The sequence below is a fragment of the Rahnella sp. P4_A8 genome, from assembly GCF_056402435.1.
The window spans coordinates 1-858 of record NZ_JBFUHK010000302.1; the positions used below are offsets into that span (position 1 = coordinate 1).

Annotated in this window: 2 protein-coding genes; both read left to right on the forward strand. The window is 48.6% G+C overall.

What is annotated here, in order from left to right:
* Window positions 1-160 (forward strand): alkyl sulfatase C-terminal domain-containing protein (locus AC1DUO_RS25590; protein ID WP_477989510.1); only part of this gene is annotated, 160 nt, incomplete at its 5' end.
* A 58-nt stretch (window positions 161-218) separates the two neighbouring features.
* The coding region (locus AC1DUO_RS25595) for a hypothetical protein (RefSeq protein WP_477989508.1) at window positions 219-858 on the forward strand (640 nt) is incomplete at its 3' end.

An 858-nucleotide genomic window follows, 5' to 3' on the forward strand; every position in this document is an offset into this window, starting at 1 on the left:
GAACCGTGACACCCTCAACAAAATTATCCTCAAGGAAGTCACACTGAAACAAGCTGAAGATAAAGGCGATGTGAAGGTAACCGGCAACGGTGCGAAGCTGGATGAAATGCTGGGTTATATGGATAAATTTGAGTTCTGGTTCAATATCGTCACGCCATAAATAAAACCCCTGCGGTGTTTCTACCACAGCCGCAGGGGAATTCAATTCAGGTGATCTTATGCGTCGGATATTCACACTATTACCCTTACTTTTCCCCTTCGTTTCGGGTTACGTCCTGGCGGCCGAAGAACATACGCCGGACGCTGCGCAGGCGAATAACCCGCTGGCCAATATGACTGCATTCAATATGCAGAATTATTATATCGGCGACCTCAGCGGAACCGATAAAGATGCCAACCAGTTCTGGTTCCGTTATGCCCAGCCATTTTCGCTGGGTGAAAGTCACTGGCTACTGCGCGGCTCTTTACCTGTAAACACATACCCTTCACCTCCCTCTGGCGGCCATAAAACCGGCACAGGTGATCTTAATCTTTTCGCGTCATGGTTGATTGATACCGGCAATCCTGCTGTCAGCTTTGGCTTTGGACCGCAAATCACTGCCCCTACTGCAAGCGATGATTCATTGGGCACAGAGAAATGGTCAGCGGGTTTGGTCAACGTGTTATTTGATGCGAGTTCACCAAAATTTCAATACGGCTACCTTGCGTCATGGCAGCACAGTTTCGCCGGAAAAGACGATCGCAACGATGTTCATCTCGGGACATTCCAGCCATTTCTCTTTTACCAGTTAGGGGGCGGGACTTATCTTCGCGCAGCACCTATATGGGTTTATAACTTCCAGAATGACAGTTATAGCG